This window comes from Streptomyces sp. NPDC079141, assembly GCF_040686775.1.
Classification (GTDB): Bacteria; Actinomycetota; Actinomycetes; order Streptomycetales; family Streptomycetaceae; genus Streptomyces.
The window spans coordinates 610,516-633,095 of record NZ_JBFBLP010000003.1; the positions used below are offsets into that span (position 1 = coordinate 610,516).

The following is a 22,580-nucleotide window of genomic DNA, read 5'->3' on the forward strand; positions in this document are numbered from 1 at the left end:
TCGAGGCCGCCGGTGGCGTCCTCCTCACGGCCGCCGTCCGACCCCGCCGGACACGCCCGACGTGCGGAAGCGCGCCCGGTACTCCGATGGCGTCACCCCGAGATGGCGCAGGAAGGCGCGCCGCAAGGACTCGTCGCTGCCCAGGCCGCTGCGCCGCGCCGCGCCCGTCACTGTCTCCCCGGCTTCCAGCAGGGCCTGCGCGGCCTCCACGCGTACTGACTCCACATAGCGCGCCGGGGTGTCGCCGACCTGCTCGTTGAACAGGCGCGTCAGGTGGCGCGGGGTGATGTGTGCACGCCGTGCGAGCGAGGGCAGGGAGTGGTCGGCGGCCGGGTCGGCAACGACCTCGCGGAGCAGCTCGCGCAGGAGGTCATGGCGCGGGCTGGGGGTGCGCGCCGCCACGGAGAACTGGGACTGGCCTCCCGGGCGCCGCAGGAAGACCACGAGATCCCGGGCGACCTCCCGTGCGAGGTCGGCGCCCTCGTCCTGCTCGACGAGGGCCAGCGCGAGGTCGATGCCGGCGGTGACGCCCGCCGAGGTGTAGGTGCGGCCGTCGGCGACGAAGATCGAGTCCGGCTCGACGGCGACACGCGGATGGCGCAGGGCGAGCGCGGCCGCGTGCCGCCAGTGCGTGGTGGCCCGCACGCCGTCGAGGAGTCCGGCGGCGGCCAGGGCGAAGGCACCCGTGCACACCGAGGTGACGCGAGCAGCGCCCCTCGCCAACGCGGTGACGGCGTCGACGAGCTCCGGGGGAGTGGTCCGTAGCGCGAGGTCGTCGGAGCCGGGCACGACGAGCGTGTGCGGCGGCTCGCCGAGCGCCTCCACCGATACGTCCGCATGCAGCCGCGTACCGGTCGACGTGGTCACCGGGCCACCGTCCCGCGAACAGACGACGACGGTGTACCCGGCGCCGAACCCGGCCGCCGTACCGAACACTTCGAGCGGCGCGGCCACGTCCATGAGCCGGACGCCCTCGTAGCCGAGGACGGCGATGGTTCTCGGGACCTGACGCATGCCGCCACGCTATCGCGAACCGATGTCCGAATGTGTGGCGCGGCCGTCCGTACGGACATGGCGCGGCAGGCATCCGACCGAGGAGAGTCGATGTCAGCCCACCGCGCCACCGATCAGCGATCACAAGGAGCCGAACCGCCATGCCCGAACGCATCGCCGACATCGAGATCCCCGACAGCGCCCTCGCCCGGGAGGCCACCCAACTGGTCCGCGACACCGCCGACCCGCTCCTCTACGACCACTCCCGCCGCGTCTTCCTCTTCGGCGCGCTCCAGGGCGGACTCCGGGGCCTGGCGTACGACCCCGAACTGCTCTACGTCGGCGCGATGTTCCACGACCTCGGCCTCACGGACGCCCATCGGAAGTCCACCCAGCGGTTCGAGCTGGACGGCGCGGACGCGGCCCGCGACTTCCTCCTGCGGCACGGCCTGTCACAGGACAGCGCGCGGATCGTATGGACGGCCATCGCCCTGCACACCACACCCGGCATCCCGTCGCGCATGGAGCCCGAGATCGCGCTGGTGACCGCCGGGGTGGAGTACGACGTGCTGGGCATCGACTACGCCGCGCTGCCGGACGAGGTGCGAGCGGCCGTCGTGGCCGCGCATCCGCGGCCCGACTTCAAGCGGCGCATCCTCCGGGCCTTCACCGAGGGCATCGAGCACCGGCCCGCGACGACCTTCGGCAACGTCAAGGCGGATGTGCTGGCGCACTTCACGCCGGACTTCGTCCGGACCGACTTCGTGGAGGTGATCGAGAACTCGGCGTGGCCGGAGTGACTCAGGCGCGGCAGCGCAGCATCTCCAGCGGCGGGCTTGCGAAGAAGTCCGCCCAGAAGTCCTCGCCGAACTCACGGATACCCGCCTCGGACACCTGCAACGGCACCCACTCCACCGCACTGAACCCGGCCGCCCGCAGACACTTCTCGTAGACCTCGCGGCTCGGAGCCGAGCTCACGATGGTGATCGGCTGCGGGTCGAGGAGCGCCGTGACCCGCACGCGCGGCCCCGTCTCGATTTCCTCGCCGGCCGGCTCGCAGCGGAACCCGTACGCTTCCAGGGACGCGCAGTCGAACCCGTAGTCGGGCTTCTGGGCGAGCACGAAGAACTCCCCACCCGGCACCAGGCTTTGGTGGATGTTGCGGCACATCCGCTCCATCTCCGCGATGTCCTGGGCGTAGTTGAGACACTGCACGCCCAGGGCGATGTCGAAGCGCCGGTCGAGAACGCCGAGTTCGATCACGTCACCGACCTCGTAGCGCACCCCCAGCGGTTCACGCTGCTCCATCTCCCGCGCGGCAGCGATCATCTCGCCCGAGATGTCGACACCGAAGACATCCGAGGCGCCGCGCCGCTTGAACTCCCTGCTGTAGAAACCCGTGCCGCACGCCAGATCGAGCACCGACTTGCCGCTCACGTCCCCGACCATGCCCAGGAAGCTCGGCACCTCCCCGTAACGCATCAGCGGCAGGGACTTGAACCCCTCGAAAGCCTCGCCGATCTCGTCGTACTGCTGCACGCTCACGTGCCGCCCCCTTCATCGGTTCGTCGTGTACGGCAGAGAGTCTTGCCTCGCCCGGTCCGGCAGCCGTACTGGCTGATGCCACAAAGAAGTTGGGTGCGCGCGCTCGTATCGACCAACACCCTCGGACCGCGGCCGTCCACTGCGTACCGGCGCCCGGCCGGCCGAGGACGCCGACGAGCATGCGCTCGATTCTGACGTTACAGCTGTTGATTCGAGCGTCGATATGCGTCATCGTGCTTGAAGCGAGCGTGTGCCCCGCCGTTTCAAGAAGAGAGAGGCGCGCATCATGGACGACATCGACCGGGCCATCCTGCGGGAGCTACAGGTCGACGGTCGGATCCCCTACGCCGATCTGGGGCCGAAGGTGGGGCTCTCGCCCTCGGCCGCGAGACTCCGGCTGCAGCGGCTGATCGACTCGAAGGCCGTCCAGGTCGTGGGGGTGACCGACCCCATGACCATGGGGCGGCAGACGATGGCGCTCCTGGGCCTGCGCGTCAACGGCGATTCGCGGGCGGTGGCCGACGCTCTCGCCCGCCATGAAGAGGTCGTGTACACGGTCCTGACCGCCGGCAGCTTCGATCTGTTCGCCGAGGTCGTGTGCGGCGAGCCCCGCGACCTTCTGGACTTCATCAACGACGTCGTACGGGCCGTCGAGGGTGTCGCGGCCGTGGAGAGCTTCCCCTACTTCGGGATCCACACCCACCGCTTCCTCTGGGAAGTCGACTGAGGGATCAGGGCCGCCGCGCCCAGCCCGCCCATGCCCCGCTTCGCCCACCCGCCGAGGACCCCGCATGCCGCACGACGAGTACCGCACCATCGACTTCTTCACCGAAGAGGCGCTTCCCGCCCCGCAGGTGACACCGGCGGAGGCGGCGCGCATCGCTTCCCTGCATCTCGGTGTCTCCGCTCACGCCACGGCGCTGGGAAGCCAGCAGGACGCCAACTTCCTGCTGCGCGCCGACGACGGGTCGGCCGTGGCGGTACTCAAGGTCGCCAATCCCGCCTTCGGCGCGGCGGAGATCGAAGCCCAGGACACCGCCGCCGACCTGATCGCCGCCGCTCACCCGGAACTCCGCATCGCCACCGTCCTGCGCCGCCCCGACGGCTCCCTCCGCCGCGCCGTGGTGGACATCGGCGGCGGGCCGGCCGTCGTACGGCTGCTGCGGTACCTGCCGGGCGGCCCGCTCTCCGGGCCGCGGCACCTGTCGCCCGGGACGGTCGCGTCCATGGGAGCCGTCGTCGCAAAGGTCAGCACCACCCTGCGCGACTTCCGGCACCCCGGTCTTGAGCGCGTCCTGCAGTGGGACCTGCGGCACGCGGAGCGCGTCGTAGCCAAGCTTGCGGGGTACATCGGCGAGCCGGACCGGCGCACCGCCGTCGAATCCGCGACCGCCGAGGCATGGGCCCTGATCCAGCAGCTCGCCCCCGGGCTTCCGACGCAGGCCGTGCACCTCGACCTCACCGACGACAATCTGATCCGCTCGCCCGACGGCTGCCTGCCGCTGCCCGACGGGGTCATCGACTTCGGTGATCTCACCGTGAGTTGGGCGGTCGGCGAACTCGCCGTGTCACTCTCCTCGATGCTGCATCACGACGGTGTCGAGCCCCACCACGTGCTGCCCGCTGTCCGGGCCTTCCACGCCGTCCGGCCGCTCTCCCCGCAGGAGGCGGAGGCGGTGTGGCCGCTCGTGGTCCTGCGCGCCGCCGGCCTGGTCGCCAGCGGTCGCCACCAGGCCGCCGTCGACGGAGACAACGCCTACGCCACGGCGGCGCTCGACCGTGAGTGGCGCATATTCGAGCAGGCCACCCAGCTGCCGCTGCCGGTGATGACCCACCTCATCAAGCGGGCGAGCGGCCAGGACGACGTGCCTGCCCGGGCCCACATGCCGTCGGAGCCCCTGCTGCGGGGCCTCGCCGCGGACGACATCACCGTCCTCGACCTGTCCACCGGAGCCGAGTCCACGGACGACGGCGTCTGGCTCGAAGCCGGTGTCGAGGAGCGGCTGGTGGCATCCGCGCTCGGCGGCGGGGCCGCCGCGGTGGCCACCCGCTACGGGCAGGCGCGGCTCACTCGGGCTCCGGCCCTGTCAGCCGTGTCCGCCGCCACCGTGTCCACCGGCATCGACCTGTGGCTCGGCCAGGCCGCCCAAGTGCTGGCTCCCCGCGCGGGGAAGGTTCTCGCCGCTACTCCGCGCCGTACGGAGATCACCTGCGGTCCACAGGTGCTGACGCTGTCCTTCGCCTCTCCGGTTCACCCGGTGGTCTCCGCAGGGTCAACGGTCCGGGCGGGCGAGGAGCTCGCCCACATCCCCTCCGGAACCTCGGTCCACATCGCGCTGCGCGACGGCGACGCACCCGACGTCCCTGCCCTGGTACGCCCCGAATACGCGGCCGGCTGGCTCGCGCTCACCGCCGACCCCGCCCCGCTCATCGGGCTTCCCGACGCCGAACCTGCCGAGCACGCCGACCTGTTGGACCGGCGTGACGCCGTGTTCGCGACGGTGCAGGGGCACTACTACGACAACCCGCCCCGGATCGAGCGGGGTTGGCGCCACCATCTGCTCTCCACCGAGGGCCGGTCCTACCTGGACATGGTCAACAACGTCACCCCGCTGGGCCACGCCCACCCTCGCGTCGAGCAGGCGGTCTCCCGGCAACTGCGCCGGCTCAACACGAACTCGCGCTTCCACTACGCCTCGGTGGTGGAGTTCACCGAGCGCCTCGCCGCCCTGCTTCCCGAGCCGCTGGACACGGTGTTCCTGGTCAACTCCGGTTCCGAGGCGGTGGATCTGGGGCTGCGGCTGGCCATCGGCGCTTCCGGACAGCCCGACGTCGTCGCCCTGCGCGAGGCGTACCACGGCTGGACCTACGCCTCCGACGCGGTCTCCACATCGCTCCAGGACAACCCCAACGCCCTGGCCACGCGCCCGAGTTGGGTCCACACCGTGGACTCGCCCAACTCCTATCGCGGCCGCCACCGCGGGCCCGACGCAGTGCGCTACGCCCCCGAGGCCGTCGCGGCGATCGACGAGCTGGCCGCCTCCGGACGCCCGGCGGGAGCCTTCGTCAGCGAGACCTTCTACGGCAACGCCGGCGGAGTGGCGCTGCCCGACGGCTACCTCGCCGAGGCGTACGCAGCGGTCCGTCGCCACGGCGGCCTGGCGGTCGCCGACGAGGTGCAGGTCGGCTACGGCCGCCTCGGCCACTGGTTCTGGGGGTTCGAGCAGCAGCAGGTAGTCCCCGACATCGTCTGTGTCGCCAAGGCCATGGGCAACGGACACCCCCTCGGCGCCGTCATCACCTCCAAGGCGGTCGCCGACCGGTACCGCGACCAGGGCTACTTCTTCTCCTCCACCGGCGGCAGTCCCGTCTCCAGCGTCGTCGGCCTCACCGTCCTGGACACCCTGCGCGACGAGGATCTCCAGGGCAACGCGGTACGCGTCGGCGGCCGCCTGAAGAGCCGGCTCGAAGCACTGGCCGACCGCTACGGCGTCATCGGCGCCGTCCACGGCTCGGGCCTCTACCTCGGCCTCGAACTCGTCCGGGACCGCGGCACCCTGGAGCCCGCCACCGAGGAGACCGCCGAACTCTGCGACCGGATGCTCGACCTCGGCGTGGTGGTCCAGCCCACCGGAGACCACCTCAACATCCTCAAGATCAAGCCCCCGCTGTGCATCGACGCCGCCGCGGTCGACTTCTTCGCCGACATGCTGGACCGCGCCCTCGCCCAGCTCGGCCTCTGACCCCTTCGGAATCTGCTGAACAACCGCCCCCGCGCGAACGGTTCGTGCCACCATGGCCTCCCGCGAGACAGCGCAGGATACGGGGGCGAACCATGCGGGAAGCGGAGGTCGTCGAACTGGAGCTGCCCGACGGCGGCGCCCTGCTGGTGCACGCGCTGCCGGTGAAGGCCGGCGCCGGTGACGAGCTGGACGACGACGGCGGGCCGTCGAACATCGGGCTGCGCGAGGCCCTCTCCCTCACGGCGGTGAGCACCGCCCTGCGCGGAGTGGCGACCACGGTGCAGGATGCCCTCAAGTCGGTGCAGCCCGATGTGGTGGAGGCCGAGTTCGGCCTCCAATTCGCCCTGAAGGGATCACAGTTGGTGTGCATGCTGGTCGGCGGCGAGGCTGCCGCCACCTTGCGCGTACGCCTGGAGTGGCAGAACGGTTCGGTGTCCGGCGGCCGGTGACACGCGTGGACACCAGCGGACGTGAAGTCCTTGATCTGCTGGGCGGCTTCGTCGTTCAGATCAGCGGGCCGGGCCTGCGCGGGGGCAGCGGCTTCTTCGTCGGCCACGGCCTCGTCGTCACCTGCGCACACGTCGTCGCACTCCCCGCCGAGGGCAGCAGCCGCAGGACGGCCGGGCGGGCCCGGGCAACCTGGCTGGGCGGCCATGGCGAGGGGACAGTGGTCGCCGTACCGCCGACGCACACGGGCCGCGGCCTGTGGAAGCCCCCGGACCTGGCCGTGATCACACTGGACGAGCCGGTGCCGGACCACCCGTGGATCCGGATGGCCGAGGGGCAACCGGGCCTGGGACAACGGTTGTACGCCGCCGGGTACAGCGCGATCTACGAGCAGACCCCCCGGCTGGGCGTCAGCCCGGTCGAGTACGCCGGACCCCAACTCCAGGGCGAGCGCCACACCATGCTCCAGCTGACGGACGGGGAACTGGCCCCGGGCAAGTCCGGCGGACCGCTGCTGGACCTGGAACGGGGTGAGGTGTGCGGGATCATCACCACCACCCGCAGGGAGAACCTCGACATGGGCGGCCTGGCGCTCGCCGTGTCCACGGTACGGGCCGAGTTTCCCGACCTGTGGGCGGCCAACCGGGCCCCCAGCCCTCTGGACACCGAGCTCTGGCGACTGCGCGCCGCACTGCAGCACGAATACGCGCCAGGCGCGGTCCTGTCGCTGAGCGAGGAGGAAGCGCTGCTCCGCGCCGCCCAGAGCTCCGGCCTTGCGCCCGCAGCCCTGTACTGGCGTTCGGTGCACCGCGACTACGGCGAGCCGTCGGGCCGCCTGGACACCATGGGCGACGTGCTGCGGGAAGTCGCGGACGCCCCGGCCATGCTGGACGGACCGCACCCCCTCCTGCAGTTCATCCGGCAGGTCACCGAGGCGACCTCGCCCGAGGACGTCGGCCCGCTCGCCCATCTGGTCGACAGCGTGGCCGAGCGGCTGGGAGTGCCCGCGCCGCCTCCCGCGGCCACGCCGTCCGCACCTGCCCCCGACCGGGTCGCGGCGATCAGCGTGCACCTGGACACACAAGGCCCGGACAGCGACCGCTACTTTCTCCGCGTGTGGAAGTATCCGGACCTGACCGAGCCCCCGTACGCCGTTCTGTGCGACGACCGGCCCCTGACCCTGGCCGAGGCGCAGGAGCAGTTCCGGGCCGTGGTTCCCCCGGCCATCGGTGACCTTGCGGAGATCAGCAGCAACGTGTTCATGGAATTCGCCCTGCCGACGGCCAAGTTGGGCTCCGTGGACGTTGACACCTGGTACCTGTCCCAGGTGTGGTGGCCGGTCGGCCGGCAGTACCCGGTGGTGCTGCGCGTCCTGGACCGCAAACCGGAGACGTATCCGGCGTGGACGGCGCGGTGGCGGCGGCTGCGCAACGGCCCCTTCGACGACAGGGTGATGGACTGGGTGGACTGCCACAAGGACGTGCGCCCGGAACAGTTCTTCGCCTGGCTCCAGCAGCAGCGGGACCTGTCCGTGCTGGGGCTGCCGTTCAGCCCGGAGGACACGGCACGTCAGCACGTGCTCGAAACGGCGCTGTACGCCGGACTCCCTGCCGCCGTGTGGACACGCGCCGGGTGCTCGGTGCGATGCCGCGTCGGGACCGGCCCGCGCCAGGACGGCGCCCGCACCGCCGTGCATGACGACGCATCCAGGGCCTGCGCCGGAGTGGTCTTCCGCGACGAGTTCGCCGCGGAACTCGCCCGCAGCAGCCTCGGCGACCTGCCGGAACTGATCAGGAGCTTGCGCCTCCACGCCGCCACAGCACCCGGCCACTGCGGGGAGAAGGTCGTCCTGCTGTGGGACGACGCCACCCGCAAACTGCCGGGCGACGGCCCCACCCTGCGCATTCCCGAGCGCACCGCCCAAGGAGGGCAGCCCAGTTGAGCGACTGGCGGATTTTCCAAGGCAAGAACACACCCCACGACGGGATCACCCGGCTACCGCCACCCCAGTCGTGGCGAGCCTTCGACGGCGGTCCCTCCGTCCCTGCCGAACTGCCCGACTGGTCGCCCGTCGACACCGACCGCGCCTCCAACTACCAGGCGGCCCCGGAGATTCTCGACCTGGTCAACGCGGCCCTGTATCTGCGCCGCCCCCTGCTGGTCACCGGCAAGCCCGGCGTCGGCAAGTCCACCCTCGCGCTGGCCGTCGCCCACGAACTGGGCCTGGGCCCGGTCCTCCGCTGGCCCATCACCAGCCGCACCACGCTCAAGGACGGCCTGTACACCTACGACGCCATCCGACGCCTCCACGACGTCTCCACCGCCCGAGAACAGGACGACGCCGAGACCGACATCGGCCGCTACGTCACCCTCGGCCCGCTCGGCACCGCCCTGCTGCCGCGCGAGCGACCGCGCGTCCTGCTGATCGACGAGATCGACAAGAGCGACATCGACCTCCCCAACGACCTGCTGAACGTCTTCGAGGAGGGCGAGTTCACCATTCCCGAGCTCGAACGCGCCGCCCGGGGAGACCAGACCGAGGTCAACGTGTCCACCGCCGACCGCGGTTCCGACGGCGTCGTCGTACACGGTGGGCGCGTCCGCTGCCGCGCCTTCCCGTTCGTCGTGCTCACCAGCAACCAGGAACGGGAGTTCCCACCCGCGTTCCTGCGCCGATGCGTTCCACTGCAGATCCTGCCCCCGGGCCACGACGAGCTGATGCGTATCGTCGAGGCCCGGCTCGCCCCGGAGATCAGCTCCGAGGCCGCCGCCCTCGTAACGGAGTTCCTCCACCGACGCGACGCCAGCGACCTGGCCACGGACCACCTGTTGAACGCCCTGTACCTCACCTTCCACGCCGCCCGCGGCGGCGGCGACCGGGAACAGCTCGCCCAACAGCTCCTCGGCCACCTTCCCCCCTCCGCGACATGAACCCCGACTTCGACCACATCCTGAGCGCCCTTGAGGACATCGGGGTCGAACCCACCGCCCGCGAGGCAGCGGAAGCACTGTGGCTCGCCACGCACATCGCCCGGTCGGGAAGCACCGGCGCACCACAAGCCGCACGCCCGCAGGCCCCCGGCAAGGCGGAACCCGGCCCGGCCCACCGCGCACCCCGCCCCGCCAACCCGGCCGCACGCGCCACCCTGCACGTCCCCACCGGGGGAGCGGCTACGACGGCGACCGGCCCGAGCTCCACCCGCGCCGTCACCGTCCGCGTCGCCGACGCGGCCGCACTCCCGCACGAACTCAACATCCTGCGCGCCCTGCGCCCGCTCAAACGCCAGGTCCCCTCCCGCGACCGAGTGCTTCTCGACGAGACCGCCACGGCCGAACGCAGCGCAGAGGAACGCCTGTTCCTGCCCGCGACCCGCCCCGAGCCCGAACGCTGGCTCAGCCTGGCCCTCGTCATGGAGACAGGCCCCACCATGTCCGTCTGGCACTCCCTCGTGGCCGAGCTCATGGCCCTGCTGCAGCGCACGGGAGCGTTCCGCGACATTCGCCTCTGGTACCTGCATCCCACGCCGGACGGATCGGCCGGCCTGCATCCGCGGGCGAACCCCACGAGTGCGCTGCACAGTCCCCGGGAGATTCTCGATCCGACGGGCCGCCAGGCCATCTGGTGTCTCAGCGACTGTGTATCGGCCCTCTGGCACGACGGCCGCGCCGATCGCCTCCTCGACCTGTGGAGCCGCAGGGGCCCCCTGGCGGTGATCCAGCCCCTTCCCCAACGACTCTGGCGCCGCACCGGCCTGCGCCTGGAACAGGTCCGCCTGCACACCGGCATGCCCGGTCTCCCCAACACGCGGCTGCGCACGGCCCGGCCCGACGGTCCTGCCCTGCTGCGCGTACCCGTCCCGGGCACACCGGTGCCCGTCCTCGAACTCGACGCCTCGTGGCTCACCCGCTGGACCCACCTGGTCACCGCCACCGCTCCCGGCGGAGTCCCGGCCGTCGTCACGATGACGAGCAGCACCCCGGCCACCACCGGCGCGGCCGACCCCGGCACCACCTCCGCCGACACACCGACCGACGACCCCCTGAGCCTGGTCCGCGCCTTCCGGGCCCACGCTTCCCCGCAGGCCTACCGCCTCGCCGGCTGCCTGGCCACCGTTCCCCTCACGCTCCCCGTCATGCGGCTCGTCCAGCGCGTCATGCTCCCCGAGTCACGCCCCGCCCACCTGGCCGAGCTCCTCCTCAGCGGCCTCCTCCACCAGGACCCCGCCGGCGCCGCGTACCACTTCGTCGACGGGGTCGGAGAAGTGCTGCGCAGCACCGTGCGGCACTCCGACACCCGCCGTGTCTACGACGAGGTCTCCGCGTATCTGACAGCCCACGCGGGCGACACCCGGGACACACCGGCTCTCGCCGTGCTCCCCTCCGGCCTGGGCAACGTCACCCTGACCGGCCCCAGCACCCCCTTCGCGGAGATTCCCCTGCGCGACAGCGCACCCGTCTCCCCATCCCGTCCTGCCCGCGAACCGTCCCCGAGCGCCGCGCCCGTGCCGACCCGGACCTGGGTCAAGGGAAATCCGGAACGCGTGCGTCAGTCACTGATCCTCAGGACCGTGGACGCACTCCAGGAATCGCCCACGATGATGCACGGCAGTTCCCGGCATCTCTTCGCCGACATGCTCCAGGACGAGCTCGGCGTACCCGTGGAGCCACACCGCGGCGAACCAGTGCGCGTCTGGCTGCTGAATGTGGTGAGAACCTGCGCCGCGCAGCCGGACGGGCTTTCCTGCCTGGTGCGATCGCTGTCGTACGTCGAGCAGGCATCGCTCGTCGTCGAAGCCCTGCGGCTGCTCGTGGACGAATGGGACGCAGCCGAGTTCTTCGACTTCGCCGATCTGGAGCCGCTTCGGCCGGCCCTGGAGCTGGTGCGGCCCGAGAGGTTGGCGGCACTCGCGCGACGCGCGAGCCGGTCCCGGATTCAGGAACTGCCTCCGTGGTGCGACACGGGGTGGCGGGTCTTCCTGCGGCTGGCCGGCGAGGTATCCGCGTCCGGTGAGCTCCCACCCAGCCTGGCGTTTGTCGCGCTGTGCACCGACCAGTTGGTGGCGGAGGGCCGGGCGGACGCCACCGCAGTGCTGCGCGGCTTCAATCGCAGTCAAGCTCAGGAGCTGGGCTTGGAGCAGCTGCTGGCCCAATCGGTGTACGCGGGGTCCCCGCCGTCGGCTCCCTCCCTCGTGCCCGCGTATCTGGTCATTGAGATCGAGCCGGACGCGATCGAGGAGGATCGCTACTACCTCTCGCGCTGGCGCCAGTCCGATTCCGAGGGCTGGCATCCGGTGCGCGGCGAGACTCTGCACCTGCACCGGGAGGAGTTGCCGAGGGCCGTGGAGCGGCTGGTGGAGGCGACCGAGCAGATCTGGGCCGATCTGCGGCAGCCACTGGTCCTTGAGTTCGTCCTTCCTGTCGAACTGCTCAACGAGCCGGTCGAGTGGTGGCTGAAGGAATCGGACACCTCCACCCCGATCCCGCTGGCCATGGACTATTCGGTGGTGGTGCGCAGCCTGGAGCGGCAGCGGCGGGCCGCCTGGCACCGACCCTGGCGCAACAAGTGGCGTCAGCTGAAGGAGCGACCTACGGAGAGCTATGCCTACTGGAGCGGGATGCGCCCGAACGACTCGAACTCCTTCCACTTGGAGCGCCACCTCAAGGAGGATCCCGGCGCGGTGTGTCTGATCCTCAGTGAGCCACCGACGGTCCCGTCCGGCACAGGCCGCCGCGAACTGCTGGCAGGGCTACGGGCGGGGGTGCCGGCGATGATCTGGCATCGCAGCGACTGTGCGGACCCGATGTTCCAGGACGCCGTCGGCGAGATCCTCCAGGACCGCGAGCTCGGCAGCCTGGTGGAGCGCTTCGGGAAGTGGCGCAAGGAGGCGCTGACGCTCGGCCCCGAAGGCTGGGACCGGCACGTAGGACGCCATATCACCCTCCTGCTGGACGATCCGGACCGCATTCCCGCGCCCACGGTGACCTAGTTCGTGCAGTTCCGAGCCCCGCGGCAGGCGTTCACATGTATCGCGGCCTTGGTTCATGGTGACGCGCGACGGCGCGAATACTGAATGGACTCGATGCCCTCCGACGAGTACCACGGCAAGGGCAAATCCATGGCCTGACGTGGTGTGACGGACGCTTCCGCTTACTCCAGAAAAAGAGCTGCCAAGCGGGGCAGTCGGCGAGTCATTTCGCTGTGGTCATCGAAATCAAAGTTCCAGGTGGGATCCAGCTCCGGGTAGCGGATGGTGGGTGGGCTCGTGGGCAGTTGACCACCGGTCGCCGAGATGTGTGCGTTCCAGGCGATGCCCAGCATGTCCTCACCCTCCAGGTCGACGCCGTCGGCCGCGGAGGCTTGAACGACGGGCAGTTCTGCCAGGGCATCGGGGTCAGCGACTGCGCGCTCGAACACTTCACGACCCTGAGCGATCAGCCAGCCGCGGAAGTAGTCGAAGCCGTCGTCAGAGCACCCACCGTTGGCGATGTAGGCAGCGGCCCAGAGAGGGTTGGTGTAGGAGTCAACCATCAGGTCCCACAGCACCTGCTCCGCGGCGACGATCTCCTCGATCGGCCGGGAGGCCAGCAGCGAGGTCGCCTTGCGAGCGACCGCTTCGCCGTCGTTCGGGTTGGACGCCTGATTGCGGGCTGCCTCAATGAGCTGCCAGAACTGCTGTTTGTTCATGGAGGCTGAGCCTGCCACCTGGCTCTGACATCGGTCCTCGCGGGAGCGTGGCCCACCAGAGCAGCTGGAGCCGCCGAGCGCGCCGCGCTTGACCGGGGAGTGACCGTACGGCGCGGCCAGGGCTACACCCTGCGTGCCGGCGCCGTCCCCGCCGATCATCCCGTGGCGGGTTTCTGGCGTATCCGGGTCATGCCCCTGGAGGCGCCCTGCCGTTCCCGCCGGTGCCCGCGGCGAGGAACGGGTGGGGTCAGTCCTCCGCTCTGAAGAGGGTGCCCGCGATGAGGGTTGTCAGCATCTCCTGCAGGGTGGTGGTGAAGTCCATGCGCAGGGCGGCGAGTGAGGGATCGGCTTCGTAGGCGGCGAGCATGGCGGCGGACGGCCGGGCATGGGTCCATACCGCGCCGCTGACCATGACGGCCTGGGCGCAGAACTGGTCGGCGTTGTCGCCGAGTTCGGGGAGGTGTCGGCGGGCGAGTGCGGCCAGAGCGGCGACGTTGTCGAGGGCTGCTCGTTTGTAGCGGGCGGCCACGTCCGGGGAGACGTTGTGTTCCAGGACGCCTGCTTGGGCGCTGAGCAGGTCGCAAAGTACTCGGCGCTGTGTGAGGGAGTGTGCCAGGACGGCGGCGAACTCCTGACCGCGCTGGATCGGCGGGGCGTCGGGGGTGACCGAGGAGGCGAGCTGTTCGGGAAGGGCGGCGGTCCACTCCCGCCAGTCGCGGTCCAGCAGTTCCAGCAGGACGGCTTCGCGTGACTCGAAGTAGCGCAGCACGTTGGACTTCGCCAGGCCCACGCGCCTGCTCAGTTCGTTCAGGCTGAGTGCGCCCGCGGACATCTCGTCGAGCATCGCCGCCGCGGTGTCGAGGATCGCCCGCCGCCGGATTTCGCGCTGTTCCTCGCTGCGCGCTCGCTGGAAGGTCGTCATGCCCCCATCTTACAGACTGCCGGTCTTTTGACATCAGACCGCCAGTCTCTTAATGTTGAGCGCAAGAGACCGGCGGTCTCTTGAAGTGGGATCGCCGGCTGTACTCACCTGTATGTGAAAGAGGTCCATGTCATGAGCGTTTCCAGCGTCGCCCTGGTCACCGGAGCCACCACCGGCATCGGCAAGGAGACCAGCCTTGCTCTGGCCCGTGCGGGCCACGCCGTCGTCGTCTCCGGCCGCCGCAAGGAAGCGGGCGAAGCCGTCGCCCGCGAGATCCGCGACAACGGCGGCGAAGCCGTCTTCGTCGCCGCCGACGTCGACTCCGAAGAGTCCGTCGCCGCCCTGGTCGCCACCACCGCCGAACGCTTCGGCCGGCTCGATGTCGCGGTCAACAACGCCGGCATCTCCCTCGACGCCGGCCGCATGGCCGACGAGCCCACCAGCCGCTTCCAGCAGATGCTCACCACCAACGTCCTCGGCGTCTTCTGGAGCATGAAGTACCAGATCCAGCAGATGCTCACCCAGGACACCCCCGGCGGCTCCATCGTCAACCTGGCCTCGATCGCGGGCCTGGGCGGCATGCGCTACGCGGCCAACTACTCCGCCACCAAGCACGCCGTGGTCGGCCTGACCAAGTCCGCCGCGCTGGAGTACGCCACCGACGGCATCCGCATCAACGCGGTCGCCCCCGCCGCGATCAAGACCGACATCCTCAACGCCGCCATCGAGGCCGGCACCTGGGACGAGGCAAGCATCGCCGCCCTCCAGCCGGTCAACCGGATGGGCCGCCCCACCGAAGTCGCCCAAGCCATCACCTGGCTCGCCTCACCCGCCGCGTCCTTCGTGACCGGAACCATCCTCAACGTCGACGGCGGCTACAAGGCCCAGTAAAAGCCCTGCGGCGACGCAGGCCCGAAGTCGCCCTGATAGGTGCCTGTGTCACAACCTCCGGCCCTGCCTCTCCCTGCCTGGTCGGTCGGGAGGGGGGGCGGTGATGCGGTCGGCGTCCTCCGTGTAGCCGTCGGGTCGCTCCATCGCCGCCCCCGCCGTATCCCTACTTCAGCAGATCGATCAGCGCGTCGGCCGCGGGAGCCGAAGACGCCGGGTTCTGACCGGTGATCAGCAGACCGTCCTTGAGGACGTAGGGGTGCCAGTCGTCGCCCTTGGAGTAGACGCCGCCGAGCTTGGTGAGCTCGTCCTCGACCAGGAAGGGGACGATGTCGGTGAGCTGGACGGCCGCCTCCTCGGAGTTGGCGAATCCGGTGACCTGCTTGCCGGAGACCAGGGGGGTGCCGTCCTCGTTGACGGTGTGCCGCAGAACGCCGGGCGCGTGGCACACCAGTGCCAGCGGCTTGCCCGAGCGGAGGGTCGTTTCGATCAGCCGCGCGGAGGCGGGGTCCTCGGCCAGGTCCCACAGCGGTCCGTGCCCGCCGGGGTAGAAGACCGCGTCGAAGTCGCCGGCCGAGACCGAGTCGAGGCGCACGGTGTTCGCGAGGGCCGCCGTCGCCTCCGGGTCGGCCTCGAAGCGCCGGGTCTCGTCGGTCTGGAAGTCGGGCTCGTTGCTCTTGGGGTCCAGCGGCGGCTGACCGCCCTTGGGCGAGGCGAGCGTGATCTCCGCACCGGCTTCCTTGAAGCGGTAGTACGGAGCCGCCAGCTCCTCCAGCCAGAACCCGGTCTTGAGGCCGGTGTTCCCCAGCTCGTCGTGCGAGGTGAGAACGATCAGAACCTTCATGACGCGTCGCTCCTTGAGATGAGTAGACCAGTCTACTATCGCGGGTGAAAAGCTACCCGATGTCCGATTGGGCATCGGGTAGCTGCCTTCTACAGGTGCAGCAGGCTGCGGGTCACCGTCGTGACGGTGTCGAGCGGGGCCGGGCTGCGATGGATCTTGGCCATCACGCTTGCGCCGAGCCACATGTCGTACAGGGCCTGTGCGATGTCGCGCGCCTCGCCGTCTATGGAGAGGGAGCCGTCCTTGATGCCGTCGGTGATCGTCCGCTCGATGCGGTCGACGACGGCGCTGGTGCCTTCCTTGAGGGCCAGACGCATCGACTCGGACAGGTCCGCGACCTCGGCGCCGAGTTTCACGGCCAGGCACTTGCCCTGGCACTCCTCCAGGCTCTGCGTCTCCTGCCACTGCTGCCAGTAGGCCATCAGCCGCTCGGCCGCCGACTGGTCGGAGTGGGCGAAAATGCCGTCGATTTCCGCGAGGTAGTCCGTGAAGTAGCTCTTCAGGATCGCTTCGCCGAAGGCGTCCTTCGATGCGAAGTAGTGGTAGAAGGACCCCTTCGGTACGCCGGCCTCCGCGAGCACCTCATTGATGCCGACAGCCGAGTAGCCCTTGTGGGCCATGATCCGCTGGGCGGTGTCGAGGATGAGTCGACGGGTGTCTGTGCTGCGCGTGGTGACCGGCATGGGTGAACCGTAGCAGCCGAGTAGACCAGTCGTCTAGTTTGTCTGTTCCGCGTCGGGCGGCCACCGGCGCGCGGGAGTGTACGTTCGTACGTTCCGGAGTGTACGATCGTACGCATGCCCATGGACTACTTCGCCGACGACCCCCGCACCAACCTGGAGCGCATGCTCGCGGGCGACCTCTACATCGCCGACGACCCGGAGATCGCCCGCCGTCAGCAGCGCGCCATGCGGCTGGCCGCCCGCTACCAGGCCGCCTACGTCGAGGACACCGACACGGCCCGGCCCCTGCTCGCCGAACTGCTCGCGGCAGTCGGCGAAGGCGTCGACGTGCGCCCGCCGCTCCATGTCGACTACGGCAGCAACATCAGCATTGGCGCCCGCACCTTCGTCAACTACAACCTCACCGCCCTGGACGTCGCCCGGATCACGATCGGCGAGGACTGCCAGATCGGCCCGAACGTCCAACTCCTCACCCCCACCCACCCCGTGGAGCCGGAGCCCCGCCGGGACAAGCTCGAAGCCGCGCTGCCCATCACCATCGGGGACAACGTCTGGCTCGGCGGCGGCGTCATCGTCTGCCCCGGAGTGAGCATCGGCGACAACTCCGTCATCGGCGCCGGTGCGGTCGTCACCAAGGACGTGCCCGCCAATGTCGTCGCCGTGGGCAACCCCGCCCGTCCTGTCCGCAGCGTCTGACCGCGCGACCGACCATGGCCACCGGACACACCGACCCGCAGCGGCGCGAACGGATCCTCGCCGCCACGCTCGACCTGATCGCCGACGAGGGGGTCGCCGGCGTCTCGCACCGCAAGATCGCCACCCGCGCCGATGTGCCCCTGGGGTCGATGACCTATCACTTCACCGGCATCGACGACCTGTTGCGGCACGCCTTCACCCGCTTCGCCGACCACATCGTCGCCGTCTTCGAACAGCACCTCGGTCCGGCTGACACTCCCGATCAGGCCCGCGAGGCCGTCACCGATCTCGTCCACACGCTCTCCGAAGGGCCCCGCCGCGACCTCGTCCTGACCCAGGAGCTCTACACTCTTGCCGCCCGCCACCCCGAATACCGCGAACTGACCCAACGCTGGATGGAGCGCAGTCGCCATCTGCTCGCGCAGCACTTCGACGCGGACACCGCCCGTCAACTGGACGCGCTGGTCGAGGGGTTGACCCTGCATCGGGCCCTCGACCCCACGCCCCACGACCGTGAACTGACACGACAGGCCGTCGCGCGCATCACCGCCGTATGATCGGCGCCCGCAAGCAGCCCGTGGGGGAGCGGACCTGACACCGCACCCCCACGGGCCCCCAACGGGTGGTCAGTTGGCGAAGACGGTACTGCTCAGCAGTACATGGACGGCCGTGCCGCCGAGGATGCTCAGCAGCGCGTCGCGGCGCCACAGATGCAGGCCGACGGTGACGGCGAGCGCGGTGAGTGGGGCCAGGGCGCGCGGCTGGGTGACGGGGAGGTCGTGCAGGCAGTAGACGACCAGGATGATCATGACGCCCGCGGGCATACGGGTGCTCAGGTAGCGCACGGTCGCGCTCGCCCGCAGTGGCGCGAGCACGGCGAACGGCAGGGCACGCAGTGCCCAGGTGACGGCCGCGGTGACCGCGATCGCGGCGACGGCGTAGGCGGGGTCAGGCATGGCGCCGCCTCCGGCCGGCGGCGAGCTGACGGGCCAGGAGCCCGGCCGTGAACAGGGCGAAGGCGACCGGCAGCATCTGGTCCGGGGCGGCGACGCGAGCGACGACCGCGCAGGCCAGTGCCAGCACGGGTGTGGGCAGGTCGCCGCGCAGCTCGCGTACGGCATCGAGCGCCAGCACCGTGAACAGGGCGGTCAGCGCGAAGTCCAGGCCCGTCACGCCCTCGGGGATGAGCGAGCCGAGGAGCGCTCCGGCGGTCGCGCTCCCGGCCCAGTACAGGTGCAGGAGGAACTGGAGCCGGAGGATGCGCCCACTGGGCCAGGTGCGGGCCTGCTCGCCGGAGGTCAGTGCGTAGGCCTCGTCGCAGAGGGCGAAGGTGCTGTACGTCTTGCCGAGGCGGCCCGTCACGCGGTGCAGGGGGAACGACAGCGCGTAGAAGACGTGCCGGACGTTGACCATGAAGGCCGCCAGTGCGATCGACGCCAGCGGGGCCGCCGCGGTGACCAGGCCGATCAGCAGGAACTCGAACGAGCCGCCGAAGGCGACCGCGGCCGACAGGCCGGCCCACCACCAGTCCAGACCGGACTGGACGGCGAGCGCTCCGAAGGCCAGGCCGAGCGGGACGAACCCGAGGCCCACCGAAGCGGAGTCCCGCAACGCGGCCGCGGCATCGGACGGCGTGCGGGACGAAGCGGCGAGGGCCGGTTCGGGGGGATCGCCGACGGCGGTGGCAGGTATGGGCATACGGACATTTTAGGAAAGCGTTCGCCTCATATGGTTGCGTATTGTTCCTCTAGGATCGCTAAATGAGCAATGAAATCAGCCTGGATGCCATCGATCGTGAAATTCTGTTTCACCTCCGCCGGGACGGTCGGCTGACCAACGTCGAACTCGCCAAACGCGTCGGCCTCACGCCGCCTCCCTGCCTGCGCCGCGTCAAACGCCTTGAGGAGGCCGGTGTCATCGCCGGCTACCGGGCAGTCGTCGATCCGGCGGCCATGGGGCGCGGGCTTGAGGTTCTGGTCGACGTCGAGATCTCCGCCCAGGACCGCAGGACCGTCGAGGAGTTCGAGGTGACCGTCGCCTCCTACGACGAGGTCATCGAGTTCCGCCGCATGTACGGGCGCCCCGACTATTTCCTCCGAGTCGCCGTTGCCGACCATGCCGCCTACGAGGCGTTCCTCATGGGTCGGCTCAGCGGGCTGCCGGCCGTCCAGCGCCTTGAATCCCACCTCACGATGAAGGAGATCAAAGCCATCGGCTGACCCCCGACGGAACACTAGGTAGACTGACCTACCTAGTGACGGAAGAGGTCCGATGAGCGACGGGACACAACCGAAGAAACGCCGGGGAGTCGCGCGCGAGCGACTGCTCGCCGCCGCGGCCCGCCGCTTCTACGCGGACGGCGTGGCGGCGACCGGGATCGACACGATCACCGCCGAGGCGGGCGTGGCGAAGATGAGCCTGTACAACAACTTCTCCTCCAAGGCCGACCTGGTGATGGCCTACCTCGACGCACGTCACGAGGAGTGGCTCGACCTGTACCGGCGGCGGCTGGAGGGCGTCCGGGACGGTGACGGCCGCGCTGGCGTGCTCGCCGTCTTCGACGCGTACGCCGACCACGCGGCCTTCGCCTACGAGCACGGCTTCCGGGGGTGCGGTCTGCTCAACGCCGCCGCCGAACTGCCCGCCGGTGACGAGGGCCGGGCCGTGGTGCGCCGACACAAGGAGGAGGTCGAGTCGCTGCTCGCCGGGCACCTTGCGCAGCTGCTGCCCGGGCGGCCCGAGGAGGCGCGCGCGATGGCGGAGCATCTGGCGTTCCTGCTGGAGGGAGCCATGGCACGCGCCGGACTTGAGGGCGCGAGCACCCGTCTGGAGCATGCGCGGACGATGGCGGCGGACCTGGTGGACCGGCTGTGACGCGGTCCGCCGGACGTGACACCGGCTCGGTGGGCGTGGGCTCCCTGTGCGTACTCGTCGCGTCGGTGCTGTGGGGCACGACGGGTACCGCGGCGACCTTCGCACCGGACGTGGGGCCCCTGGCGATCGGGGCCGTCGCCATGGGACTGGGCGGACTGCTGCAAGCCCTCATGGCCGCACCCCGTGTCCGCAGGGAGGCTCCCGCGCTGCGCGCGCAGCGCGGTGTGGTGCTGCTCGGCGCGCTGGCGGTGGGCGCCTACCCTCTGGCCTTCTACACCTCCATGCACCTGGCCGGAGTCGCCGCCGGAACCGTGGTGTCGATCGGTTCGGCGCCCCTCGCCTCGGCCGTCGTCGAACGCGTCGTGGACAAACGGCGCCTGACGCGCCGCTGGATGACCGGCGCCGCTCTGGGACTCTCCGGGACGGTACTGCTGTGCATGGCCGAAGCGGCCGACGTGCACTCCGGCGCCCGGTCCGTGGGGTCGACCGTGCTCGGCGTGGGTCTGGGCCTGGTGGCCGGTTTCACCTACGCCCTGTACTCCTGGGCGGCCCACCGCCTGATCAGCCGCGGTGTCACCTCCGGCGCGGCCATGGGCACCGTCTTCGGGCTGGGCGGCATGCTGCTCCTGCCCGTGCTGCTGACCACCGGCGCCCCGCTGCTCCACTCCTGGTCCAACGCCGCCGTCGGCGCCTACATGGCCCTGGTGCCCATGTTCGTCGGCTACGTCCTGTTCGGCTGGGGCCTGGCACATGTCCCGGCGAGCACCGCGACGACACTCTCGCTGCTGGAACCCGCCGTCGCGGCCGTACTCGCCGTGCTGGTGGTGGGTGAACGCCTGCCCCTGCTCGGGTGGTTCGGCATCACCCTGGTCGTCGGCTGCCTCGCCGTGCTCACCACGCCGACTCGCAGCACTGCTGCGAAGCGCCGGGCAAGCGCCGTGGGGGACGGCGCGGCCAAGCCCGAACAGGTGGGGGTGTAGCGGGCTGCACCCCCCTATCGGGGAGGGCACACCGGGAGCCGGCACGACACCCGTCATACCTGAGGGCACGTACCCGGCACCTTCCGCGGAGTTGCCGGGCATGTCCGGCAACTCGGCCGCCGGTACGTTCGAGAGATCTGAACCAATGCCGGGAATCAGGCCGCGACGAGCTCCTGCTCGTGGTCCGGCGTCTTGACCGCGGGCTTCTTGTTCGGCAGTGAGAGCCGGAAGACCTTGTGCCACGCGGAGAACACCTGCTTGGGCAGCGGGCCGGTGACGTACTCCAGCTCGTACTTCTCGAACAGCGCGCGCACCTTCACCGCGACCTCGGCGTACCGGTTGCTCGGCAGGTCCGGGAACAGGTGGTGCTCGATCTGGTGCGACAGGTTGCCGGTCATGAAGTGCATGGCCTTGCTGCCGCTGATGTTCGCCGAGCCCATCATCTGGCGCAGGTACCACTGGCCGCGCGTCTCGCCCTTGATCGACCGGCGCTCGAAGACCTGCACGCCCTCCGGGAAGTGCCCGCACATGATCACCGAGTGGGACCAGAGGTTGCGGACCAGGTTCGCGGTGAACGTGGCGGCGAGCGTGGGGAGGAACGACGGGCCCGACAGCAGCGGGTGGATCACGTAGTCCTTGAGCACCTGCTTGCGGATCTTGCGGCCCACGGCCTTGGCCCGCGCGCGGAACTCCGGGTTCTTGCGGCGGCGCTTGTGCAGGTTCTTGCCGAGCTCCAGGTCGTACGCTGCGATGCCGTACTCGAAGAAGCAGGCGTTGATGAAGTTCCACAGCGGCTGGCCGAGGTGGAACGGGTGCCACTTCTGGTCCTCGTCGACGCGCATGATGCCGTAGCCGAGGTCGTTGTCCTTGCCGATCACGTTGGTGTACGTGTGGTGCAGCTCGTTGTGCGAGTGCTTCCACTGGTCGGCCGGCGAGACGTGATCCCACTCCCAGGTGGTGGAGTGGATCTTCGGGTCCCGCATCCAGTCCCACTGGCCGTGCAGGATGTTGTGGCCGATCTCCATGTTGTCCATGATCTTCGCCACGGACAGGCCCGCGGTGCCGATCACCCACGCGGGCGGGAAGATCGAGAACAGCAGCACGCCCCTGCTGACCAGCTCCAACTTGCGCTGCGCCGAGATGACCTTGCGGATGTAGGCGGCGTCCTTCTCGCCGCGGCCGGCGATCACCTCGTCGCGGATCGCGTCCAGCTCGCGGCCGAGCTCCTCGATCTGCTCCGCGGTCAGGTGGGCGGTGGGGTCGATGGCGGTCAAGGTGCT

At 70.1% G+C, this 22,580-nt stretch carries 22 protein-coding genes; 13 read left to right on the forward strand and 9 right to left on the reverse strand.

All coding sequences use genetic code 11. From position 1 onward, the window contains the following. Positions 1 to 24: 24 nt before the first annotated feature. Positions 25 to 1,014, reverse strand: coding sequence for a DJ-1/PfpI family protein (locus AB0Q90_RS12460; protein ID WP_363164159.1), 990 nt, complete (start codon positions 1,012 to 1,014; stop codon positions 25 to 27). Positions 1,015 to 1,154: 140 nt separating this feature from the next. Here AB0Q90_RS12460 and AB0Q90_RS12465 point away from each other — a divergent pair, with 140 nt between their 5' ends. Further along, positions 1,155 to 1,793, forward strand: coding sequence for an HD domain-containing protein (locus tag AB0Q90_RS12465; protein WP_363164161.1), 639 nt, complete (start codon positions 1,155 to 1,157; stop codon positions 1,791 to 1,793). 1 nt (position 1,794) lies between these two features. On the opposite strand, the gene AB0Q90_RS12470 is transcribed toward AB0Q90_RS12465, so the two are convergent. Then, positions 1,795 to 2,538 carry a class I SAM-dependent methyltransferase gene (locus AB0Q90_RS12470; RefSeq protein ID WP_363164162.1) on the reverse strand — a complete coding sequence of 248 codons (744 nt, stop codon included), beginning with the start codon at positions 2,536 to 2,538 and terminating at the stop codon, positions 1,795 to 1,797. Positions 2,539 to 2,824: 286 nt separating this feature from the next. Between AB0Q90_RS12470 and AB0Q90_RS12475 the strand changes: the two genes are divergently transcribed. From AB0Q90_RS12475 to AB0Q90_RS12500, 6 genes are all read left to right on the forward strand, one after another. Then, complete coding sequence (locus AB0Q90_RS12475) at positions 2,825 to 3,265, forward strand: Lrp/AsnC family transcriptional regulator (protein ID WP_363164163.1); 441 nt, start codon at positions 2,825 to 2,827, stop codon at positions 3,263 to 3,265. A gap of 64 nt (positions 3,266 to 3,329) precedes the next feature. Next, complete coding sequence (locus tag AB0Q90_RS12480) at positions 3,330 to 6,281, forward strand: aminotransferase (protein ID WP_363164164.1); 2,952 nt, start codon at positions 3,330 to 3,332, stop codon at positions 6,279 to 6,281. 92 nt (positions 6,282 to 6,373) lie between these two features. Next, entirely contained in the window at positions 6,374 to 6,730 is a 357-nt protein-coding gene (locus AB0Q90_RS12485; protein ID WP_363164165.1) for a CU044_2847 family protein, read from the forward strand. 5 nt (positions 6,731 to 6,735) lie between these two features. Continuing rightward, on the forward strand, positions 6,736 to 8,670 hold the full coding sequence (locus tag AB0Q90_RS12490; protein ID WP_363164166.1) for a VMAP-related conflict system protein: 1,935 nt from the start codon (positions 6,736 to 6,738) through the stop codon (positions 8,668 to 8,670). Next, on the forward strand, positions 8,667 to 9,659 hold the full coding sequence (locus tag AB0Q90_RS12495; RefSeq protein ID WP_363164167.1) for a MoxR family ATPase: 993 nt from the start codon (positions 8,667 to 8,669) through the stop codon (positions 9,657 to 9,659). The genes AB0Q90_RS12490 and AB0Q90_RS12495 overlap by 4 nt, the downstream gene beginning before the upstream one ends. Beyond that, positions 9,656 to 12,715, forward strand: coding sequence for an SAV_2336 N-terminal domain-related protein (locus tag AB0Q90_RS12500; RefSeq protein WP_363164168.1), 3,060 nt, complete (start codon positions 9,656 to 9,658; stop codon positions 12,713 to 12,715). Before AB0Q90_RS12495 ends, AB0Q90_RS12500 begins: the two co-directional genes overlap by 4 nt. Positions 12,716 to 12,876: 161 nt before the next feature. Here the strand turns inward: AB0Q90_RS12500 and AB0Q90_RS12505 are convergent, their stop codons facing one another. Continuing rightward, complete coding sequence (locus AB0Q90_RS12505) at positions 12,877 to 13,413, reverse strand: DUF4240 domain-containing protein (RefSeq protein ID WP_363164169.1); 537 nt, start codon at positions 13,411 to 13,413, stop codon at positions 12,877 to 12,879. 247 nt (positions 13,414 to 13,660) lie between these two features. Continuing rightward, complete coding sequence (locus AB0Q90_RS12510; protein ID WP_363164170.1) at positions 13,661 to 14,335, reverse strand: TetR family transcriptional regulator; 675 nt, start codon at positions 14,333 to 14,335, stop codon at positions 13,661 to 13,663. A gap of 132 nt (positions 14,336 to 14,467) precedes the next feature. On the opposite strand from AB0Q90_RS12510, the gene AB0Q90_RS12515 reads away from it, so the two are divergent. Next, positions 14,468 to 15,226 (forward strand): glucose 1-dehydrogenase, encoded by a 759-nt coding sequence (locus AB0Q90_RS12515; RefSeq protein WP_363164171.1) that lies wholly within the window; start codon positions 14,468 to 14,470, stop codon positions 15,224 to 15,226. Positions 15,227 to 15,389: 163 nt separating this feature from the next. Here AB0Q90_RS12515 and AB0Q90_RS12520 read toward each other — a convergent pair whose 3' ends face one another. Both AB0Q90_RS12520 and AB0Q90_RS12525 read right to left on the reverse strand, forming a co-directional pair. Next, positions 15,390 to 16,067 (reverse strand): type 1 glutamine amidotransferase domain-containing protein, encoded by a 678-nt coding sequence (locus tag AB0Q90_RS12520; protein WP_363164172.1) that lies wholly within the window; start codon positions 16,065 to 16,067, stop codon positions 15,390 to 15,392. Positions 16,068 to 16,156: 89 nt separating this feature from the next. Next, positions 16,157 to 16,750 carry a TetR/AcrR family transcriptional regulator gene (locus AB0Q90_RS12525; protein ID WP_363164173.1) on the reverse strand — a complete coding sequence of 198 codons (594 nt, stop codon included), beginning with the start codon at positions 16,748 to 16,750 and terminating at the stop codon, positions 16,157 to 16,159. 114 nt (positions 16,751 to 16,864) lie between these two features. Here AB0Q90_RS12525 and AB0Q90_RS12530 point away from each other — a divergent pair, with 114 nt between their 5' ends. Further along, positions 16,865 to 17,446 carry a sugar O-acetyltransferase gene (locus tag AB0Q90_RS12530; RefSeq protein ID WP_363164174.1) on the forward strand — a complete coding sequence of 194 codons (582 nt, stop codon included), beginning with the start codon at positions 16,865 to 16,867 and terminating at the stop codon, positions 17,444 to 17,446. A gap of 14 nt (positions 17,447 to 17,460) precedes the next feature. Further along, positions 17,461 to 18,003 carry a TetR family transcriptional regulator gene (locus AB0Q90_RS12535; RefSeq protein ID WP_363164175.1) on the forward strand — a complete coding sequence of 181 codons (543 nt, stop codon included), beginning with the start codon at positions 17,461 to 17,463 and terminating at the stop codon, positions 18,001 to 18,003. Between the two features lie 69 nt (positions 18,004 to 18,072). Here the strand turns inward: AB0Q90_RS12535 and AB0Q90_RS12540 are convergent, their stop codons facing one another. Together AB0Q90_RS12540 and AB0Q90_RS12545 are read right to left on the reverse strand one after the other, a co-directional pair. Then, the gene (locus AB0Q90_RS12540) at positions 18,073 to 18,402 is read right to left on the reverse strand and encodes an AzlD domain-containing protein (RefSeq protein ID WP_363164176.1); all 330 of its coding nucleotides are present in this window, start codon (positions 18,400 to 18,402) and stop codon (positions 18,073 to 18,075) included. Then, the gene (locus AB0Q90_RS12545; RefSeq protein WP_363164177.1) at positions 18,395 to 19,144 is read right to left on the reverse strand and encodes an AzlC family ABC transporter permease; all 750 of its coding nucleotides are present in this window, start codon (positions 19,142 to 19,144) and stop codon (positions 18,395 to 18,397) included. The genes AB0Q90_RS12540 and AB0Q90_RS12545 overlap by 8 nt, the downstream gene beginning before the upstream one ends. A gap of 62 nt (positions 19,145 to 19,206) precedes the next feature. On the opposite strand from AB0Q90_RS12545, the gene AB0Q90_RS12550 reads away from it, so the two are divergent. Genes AB0Q90_RS12550 through AB0Q90_RS12560 form a run of 3 tightly spaced genes read left to right on the forward strand, consistent with a single transcriptional unit; the run spans position 19,207 to position 21,300 of the window. Continuing rightward, positions 19,207 to 19,665, forward strand: coding sequence for an Lrp/AsnC family transcriptional regulator (locus tag AB0Q90_RS12550; protein WP_363164178.1), 459 nt, complete (start codon positions 19,207 to 19,209; stop codon positions 19,663 to 19,665). 52 nt (positions 19,666 to 19,717) lie between these two features. After that, a complete protein-coding gene (locus tag AB0Q90_RS12555) occupies positions 19,718 to 20,320 on the forward strand; it encodes a TetR/AcrR family transcriptional regulator (protein ID WP_363164179.1) in 603 nt (200 codons plus the stop codon). After that, positions 20,317 to 21,300 carry an EamA family transporter gene (locus AB0Q90_RS12560; protein ID WP_363164180.1) on the forward strand — a complete coding sequence of 328 codons (984 nt, stop codon included), beginning with the start codon at positions 20,317 to 20,319 and terminating at the stop codon, positions 21,298 to 21,300. The genes AB0Q90_RS12555 and AB0Q90_RS12560 overlap by 4 nt, the downstream gene beginning before the upstream one ends. A 155-nt stretch (positions 21,301 to 21,455) precedes the next feature. Here AB0Q90_RS12560 and AB0Q90_RS12565 read toward each other — a convergent pair whose 3' ends face one another. After that, the gene (locus AB0Q90_RS12565) at positions 21,456 to 22,574 is read right to left on the reverse strand and encodes an acyl-CoA desaturase (protein WP_363164181.1); all 1,119 of its coding nucleotides are present in this window, start codon (positions 22,572 to 22,574) and stop codon (positions 21,456 to 21,458) included. Between the last annotated feature and the right edge of the window lie 6 nt (positions 22,575 to 22,580).